This window comes from Caulobacter sp. 05L422 (assembly GCF_056397765.1).
On the sequence record NZ_JBFTOB010000033.1, the window covers coordinates 38,623 to 44,871 of the forward strand.

The 6,249-nt window shown below is 70.3% G+C and carries 3 protein-coding genes; 2 read left to right on the forward strand and 1 reads right to left on the reverse strand.

Features of this window, described 5'->3' with window-relative positions; translation table 11 throughout:
* Positions 1–40: 40 nt before the first annotated feature.
* Complete coding sequence (locus AC1DMQ_RS24510; protein WP_477036148.1) at positions 41–1,141, reverse strand: glycoside hydrolase family 43 protein; 1,101 nt, start codon at positions 1,139–1,141, stop codon at positions 41–43.
* Between the two features lie 321 nt (positions 1,142–1,462).
* Between AC1DMQ_RS24510 and bcsA the strand changes: the two genes are divergently transcribed.
* Positions 1,463–5,803, forward strand: coding sequence for a UDP-forming cellulose synthase catalytic subunit (gene bcsA / locus AC1DMQ_RS24515; protein ID WP_477036149.1), 4,341 nt, complete (start codon positions 1,463–1,465; stop codon positions 5,801–5,803).
* Positions 5,800–6,249, forward strand: a 450-nt coding sequence (locus tag AC1DMQ_RS24520; RefSeq protein ID WP_477036150.1) for a tetratricopeptide repeat protein, incomplete at its 3' end; no start/stop codon positions are given. The genes bcsA and AC1DMQ_RS24520, both read left to right, overlap by 4 nt.

The window sequence follows — 6,249 nt, forward strand, 5'->3', positions numbered from 1 at the left end:
TTGTTCCGAGGATGACGGACATGGTGGGATGGCGGTCACCCTACGGCCCGCCCACCCGCTCGACCGGATCGCCGTCCAGGTCGATCCGTTGACGGATGATCTCAAGATGATCCCCCGCGTCGCGCATCTCGTAGAGCTTGCCGCGGGCGTTCTTGAACGGGCGGTGGACCACCATCATCAGCTGGCCGTCGAAGCGCTTGAACAGCATGCCGTGGCCGCTGTCGTAGCGGACCAGCGGCTCCAGCTGCTCCCACGGGCCGGCCAGGGTCCCGCTCTTCGAACGGGCTTGCGACTGGACGTAGCCCTTGGCGTCGTAGCTGGACCACAGCATCAGCAGGACGCCGGTCTTCGTGCGGAAGAACTCGGGCCCGTCGGTGACGAACACCGTGTCGCCGGCCGGCTGCTTCTGGCCCTTGGCCCAGGGCGCGTCGCTGGCCTTGAACAGGACCCGGGGCTGACCCTTGGCGCCAAGGTCGTCGGTGGCCGGCAGGGCCTCGATCGTGCCGTCGGTGGTCTGCAGCCATTCGTGGGCGTAGACGAACCAGGGCTTGCCGGCGGGATCGACATGGAGCGTGCCGTCCAGGGTCATCAGATCCTTTGACGCCACCGGCTCGCCGTCGCGGAGCAGCTCGAACGGGCCGTCCGGACGTTCGGCCACCGCCACGACCGTGCCCCGGCGATAGGGCGTGCGCTTGTCGACCGGCGGCAGGGAAGCGGCCTCGTCGTGGAAGGTCGTGAACAGCCACCAGCGACCGCGCCACTCGTGGACCTCGGGCGCCCAGGCGCCGCCCTTGAACCACTTGTCGGTCGGGGCGACGAACACCGCCTTGGCGGGGCTCCAGGCCTTCAGGTCGCGGCTGACGTACATCATCGTGCCCAGGCCGGGCGTGCCGCTGACGGCCTCGATGTTCGACGTATAGAGCCGGTAGAGCCCCGCCTTGGCGTCGGCGACGATCCATGGATCGTGCAGCGGCATGTCGGGCAGGGCCAGCGTCGCGGGCTTGGCCGCCTGGATCGCCGGAGGCGGCGCGGCCTGGGCCACGGCGTGCACCGCGCCCAACGCCAGCAGGGCGGCAGAGGCGAGCACCGCCAGCGAACCGCCCGGGGCGCGACGAGCCGCGCGGATGCGTCGGGTGACCATGGTTTCCTCCCTCACCGGGCTCGCGCCGTTCTTGGTCCAGCGGGCTCGTGCCCGCTTCTTGTTCTTTGGGAAGCGACGCCGCCGGCCTTTTCACAGCCGGTCGACGCTTGGCGTTTCTTCTCACAAAATGGGACGTAATCCCATTTGATGAAAAGCTAACGCGAAAGGCGCTCGAGGGCAATCCCGGCGCGCGCGGCCCGAGGCGGCGCGGGTTTTTACACCAGGCCCGGTGGGGATTGGCCCTATCGCAATGCCTTGCCGTCGAGCGCCTTGTAGGGACGGGCGCGGTGACGTTTGGCGCCTGCTGGCGCGTGCAAGACGATGCTGCTGCTGCAAAAGGCGACGTTCGGCCTGGTGTGCTTGGCGGCGCTCGTCGTCATTGCCTTCGCCGTGGCGCTTCCCCTGGACCTCCGGGCCCAGGCGATCTTCGGCCTGACGACGATCGTCGTCACCCTGGTGTTGAACCGCCGCGGGTCGCGCCGGATCACCATCGCGCTCGGCCTGCTCTCGATCGCCGTTTCGACGCGCTATCTCTTTTGGCGCACGACCGAGACCCTGCATTTCCGCTCGCCGATCGAAGCGGCTTTCGGACTGGGGCTGTACCTGGCCGAGCTCTACGCCTGGGCCATCCTGGTGCTGGGCTATGTCCAGACCGTCTGGCCGTTGTCGCGACCGGTCCGTCCGCTGACAGGCGAGGCGGACAGCTGGCCGACCGTCGACGTCTTCATCCCGACCTATAACGAGAGCCTGCAGATCGTGCAGGACACCGTCCTGGCCGCGCTGTCGATGGACTATCCGCGCGACCGCTTCCGGGTCTACCTGCTCGACGACGGGCGGCGTCCCGAGTTCAAGGCCTTCGCCGAGGCCGCCGGCGCTTTCTACATCACGCGGGACAACAACAAGCACGCCAAGGCCGGCAACCTGAACAACGCCCTGGGCCTGACCGACGGCGAGCTGGTCTGCATCTTCGACGCCGACCACATCCCGACCCGGGCCTTCCTGCAGGTGACGGTCGGCTGGTTCCAGGCCGATCCGCGCCTGGCCCTCCTGCAGACCCCGCACCACTTCTATTCGCCCGATCCGGTGCAGCGGAACCTGCGCACGGTGAAGGACGTGCCCGACGAGGGCGCGCTGTTCTACGGCGTGGTCCAGCCCGGCAACGACTTCTGGAACGCGGCCTTCTTCTGCGGCTCCTGCGCCGTGATCCGCCGCGCGGCGCTGAACGAGACCAACGGCTTCGCCGGCGAGACGGTGACCGAGGACGCCCACACCGCGCTCAAGCTGCAGCGACGCGGCTGGAACAGCGCCTATCTCGACATCCGGCTGGCCTCGGGCCTGGCGACCGAGCGCCTGGCCCTGCACATCGGCCAGCGCGCGCGCTGGGCGCGGGGGATGATCCAGATCTTCCGGGTCGACAATCCCCTGACCGGACCCGGCCTGAGCCTGGCCCAGAGGCTTTGTTACCTCAACGCGATGCTGCACTTCTTCTTCCCGCTGCCGCGCATCGTGTTCCTGACCTCGCCGCTGGCGTTCCTGCTGTTCGGCCAGAACATCATCTTCGCCTCCGCGCCGATGATCGCCGCCTTCGCCGTGCCGCACCTGGTCCAGTCGATCGTCACCAGCAACCGCATCCAGGGCCAGGACCGACGGGCCTTCTGGGGCGAGGTCTACGAGAGCCTGCTGGCCTTCCACCTGGTGCTCCCGACGATCACCACCCTGCTCAATCCCAAGCGCGGCAAGTTCAACGTGACCGACAAGGGCGGACTGCTCGACAAGGGCTATTTCGACGCGCGGCTGATGTGGCCGCACATGGCGGTCGTCGGCCTGCTGGTGCTGGGCTTGGTCGTGGGCGTGGCCAAGCTGATGCTGGGCGGGTTCGGCGTGAACCTCGGCACCCTGTTGCTCAACGCTAGTTGGACCCTGTTCAGCCTGCTGATCCTGTCGACCGCACTCGCCGTCGGCCGGGAAAGCCGGCAGATGCGCGCCTACGTCCGGGTCGGCGTCCACCTGCCGGTGATCCTGAGGTTCGGCGACGGTCGCGAGATCCGGACCGAGACCGACGAGATCTCGATGGGCGGGTTCGCGGTCTCCAAGGTCGGCCCGACCGACCGGGACCAGTCGATCGAGGCGCAGCTGCTGTGCGGTTCGCAATGGACCACCTTCCCGGCGCGCGTCGCCTCCGTGACCGGCGACACCCTGCGGTTCCAGTTCAAGCCCATGCCCATCGCCCGGCACCGGGAACTGGTCGTGGCGGTCATGGGGCGCGCCGACGCCTGGCAGCCGCACGCCGACCCGCCTTCGGCCAACCCGATCGCCTCGCTGATCGACCTGGTGCGGGCCAGCGCCTCCCTGGTGTTCTGGTGGAGCATCAAGCAGCCCGAGCCCTACGCCCAGCGCCCCGTGACCCCGGACGACGCCGCCAAGCCGATCTCGACCCTCTGCGCGTTGCTGGCCTGCCTTGCGCTGCTCGCCATGCCGGAGATCGCCCGAGCCCGCGCCCAGGCGCCGGAGCCCGCGCCGGTCGCCGTCGCCGGCGGGGTGCGCGAGGTCACCGTCACCCTGGCCGACATGGGCGTGCGGCGACCTGTGCGCCTGCTCGGCGTCAACGGCGAGGCGGGCATTCCCTTTCCCTTGAGGCGAGACGAGGTGGTGACCGGCGCGGCCCTGGTGCTGAACTTCGCCTATTCGCCGGCCCTGCTGCCCGACCTGTCGCAGCTCAACGTGTTCATCAACGACGAGGCGGTGGCGTCGCTGCCGCTGTCGCGGGAGGGCGCCAGGGGCACGCAGATCGAGGTCCCCATCGAGCCGGCCCTGTTCCTGACCGACAACCGGCTGAACCTGCGCTTCGCCGGTCACTACGCCCGCGGCTGCGAGGACCCCCGCCACTCGTCCCTGTGGGCCAATGTCAGCAACCTGCGCTCCTCGCTGAAGCTACGGCTGCAGCGGCTGCCGGTGCGGCCCGAGCTGAGCCAGCTGCCCGCGCCGTTCTTCGACGCGGGGAGCGGACCGCTGACCCTGCCGTTCGCCTTCGCCGCCGCCCCGTCGGACGACGCCCTGCGCGCCGCCGCGGCGACGGCCTCGTACTTCGGCATGGCGGCCAGCTATCGCGGCTTTCGCTTTCCGGTCCTGATCGGCGGCCTGCCCCCCGGCGACGGGGTGGTGTTCGGCGTGGCCGGCGACCGGATCGAGGGCCTGACCCTGCCGGCGATCAGCGGTCCGACCCTGGCGATCGTCGTCAATCCGCGCGATCCGTCGAGCGCCCTGTTGCTGGTGCTGGGCCGCAATCCGGCGGAGATGCGCGACGCGGCCCTGTCCCTGGCCGTCGCCGCCAAGGGGCTGGCGGGTCCGGTCGCGACCCTGGGCCCGCCCAGCCTGGCCGTGCGCCAGCCCTATGACGCGCCGCGCTGGCTGCGCACCGACCGCAAGGTGCGGCTGGGCGAGATCGTCGATCCCGCCACCCTGCAGACCGTCGGCCTGCCGCCGGCGCCGGTGAACGCCTCCTTCCGTGTCGCTCCTGACCTCTTCCTGTGGCCCCGCAGCGGCGCGCCGATGTCGCTGCGCTATCGCTACCCGATGGGTTCGTGGCTGAACCGCGCGGAGTCGCGCCTCGACGTCTCGCTGAACGATCGCTACCTGAAGTCCTTCAAGCTGGATCGCCAGACCGGGGCCGACAGTTTCCGCACCCGGCTGATGCGGGGCTTCACGCTCAACGAGCAGGATGTTTCGCTGCCGCCCTATCAGCTGTTCGGCCAGAACGAGCTGCAGTTCTATTTCGACCTCAAGGGCCACAAGACCGAAGCCTGCCAGGGTCAGCAGCCGACCAACGTGCGCAGCGGGATCGACCCGGACACCACGATCGACCTGACCGGCGGCCATCACTACACCCAGCTGCCGAACCTGGCCTTCTTCGCCAGCGCGGGCTTCCCCTTCACCCGCATGGCCGACCTGTCGAAGACCGCGGTGGTGATGGCGCCCAACGCCGGGACCAACGAGATCGAGGCGTTCCTCGGCCTGATGGGTCGTTTCGGCGACGCGACGGGCGCGCCGGTCACCCGCCTGCGCATCGTCCGCGACGGGGACGAGGCGGCCCTGCGCGACCACGACGTGCTGCTGATCGGCCCGACCAGCCTGCTGACCAGCAATGAACGCCTGGCGAACAGCGCGCCGTTCTCGGTGGAGGGCTCGCGCCTGCGCCTGCGTCTGGCCAGCTTCCGCGACCGGGCCTTCTCGATGCTGGGCACGCCGCTGGACGATGGGCAGCGGGGAGCGGCCGACGAGGTCCTCGTCAACGCCGAGACCTTCAGCGGCATGACCAGCTTCCGCTCGCCGTTCGGCGGCGACCGGGTGGTGGTGGCCCTGCTGTCGGACCGCACCGAACGCCTCCCCCAACTCGTGCAACGGCTGGCCGATCCCACCCAGAACGCCGAGGTGAAGGGCGACCTGGTCGTCGAGTCCGACAACACCCTTTCCAGCTTCCGCGTCGGATCGACGTTCTGGGCCGGGACGATGCCGTACATCTATCGCGCCGCCTGGTGGCTGAGCCGCCATCCGGTGCTGCTGGCCCTGGCCCTGGCCGGCGCGGTCCTGGTGCTGGCCGGACCGATCTTCCTGCTGCTGAGGGCCCATGAGCGGCGACGGCTGAAGGGCGCCGAAGGGCCATGAGCTCCCGCCGCCTCCTTCCCTGGCTGCTGGCCGGCGTCGCGGCGACGTCCGTGCTCGCGCCTCAGGCGGCGCCGGCGCGGCAATCCGCTCAGGAAGGCGTGAACGCCCTGGTCCGCCAGGCGGCGTTCTGGCGCGAGCGCGGCCGCAAGGATCTGGCCGGCCAGTCCCTCCAGCGCGCCCTGGCGGCCGATCCCAACAATGCCGACGCTCTCGCGGCCATGGCCCGCTACGCCCGCGAGGACGGCGACATCGCCGGCGCCGAACGCTGGATCGCCCGGCTGCGGAAGGCGGCGCCCAACGATCCTCGGTTGCGGCAGCCGGCGGCGCCTGTCGCCGCCGCCCAGCCCCGCGTGGACGAAGCGCGCCGCCCGGCCGCTCCCCCGCCGGCGCCTCAGCGCCGGCGGGGGAGCGGCCGGGCGGCGCGCTTCGTCCACGCGGGGCTGGGC

What these genes read in the sequence shown, in the direction of transcription:
- AC1DMQ_RS24510 (WP_477036148.1), bottom strand. Translation starts at nt 1,141, where the DNA reads ATGGTCACCCGACGCATCCGCGCGGCTCGTCGCGCCCCGGGCGGTTCG.
- bcsA (WP_477036149.1), top strand. Translation starts at nt 1,463, where the DNA reads ATGCTGCTGCTGCAAAAGGCGACGTTCGGCCTGGTGTGCTTGGCGGCG.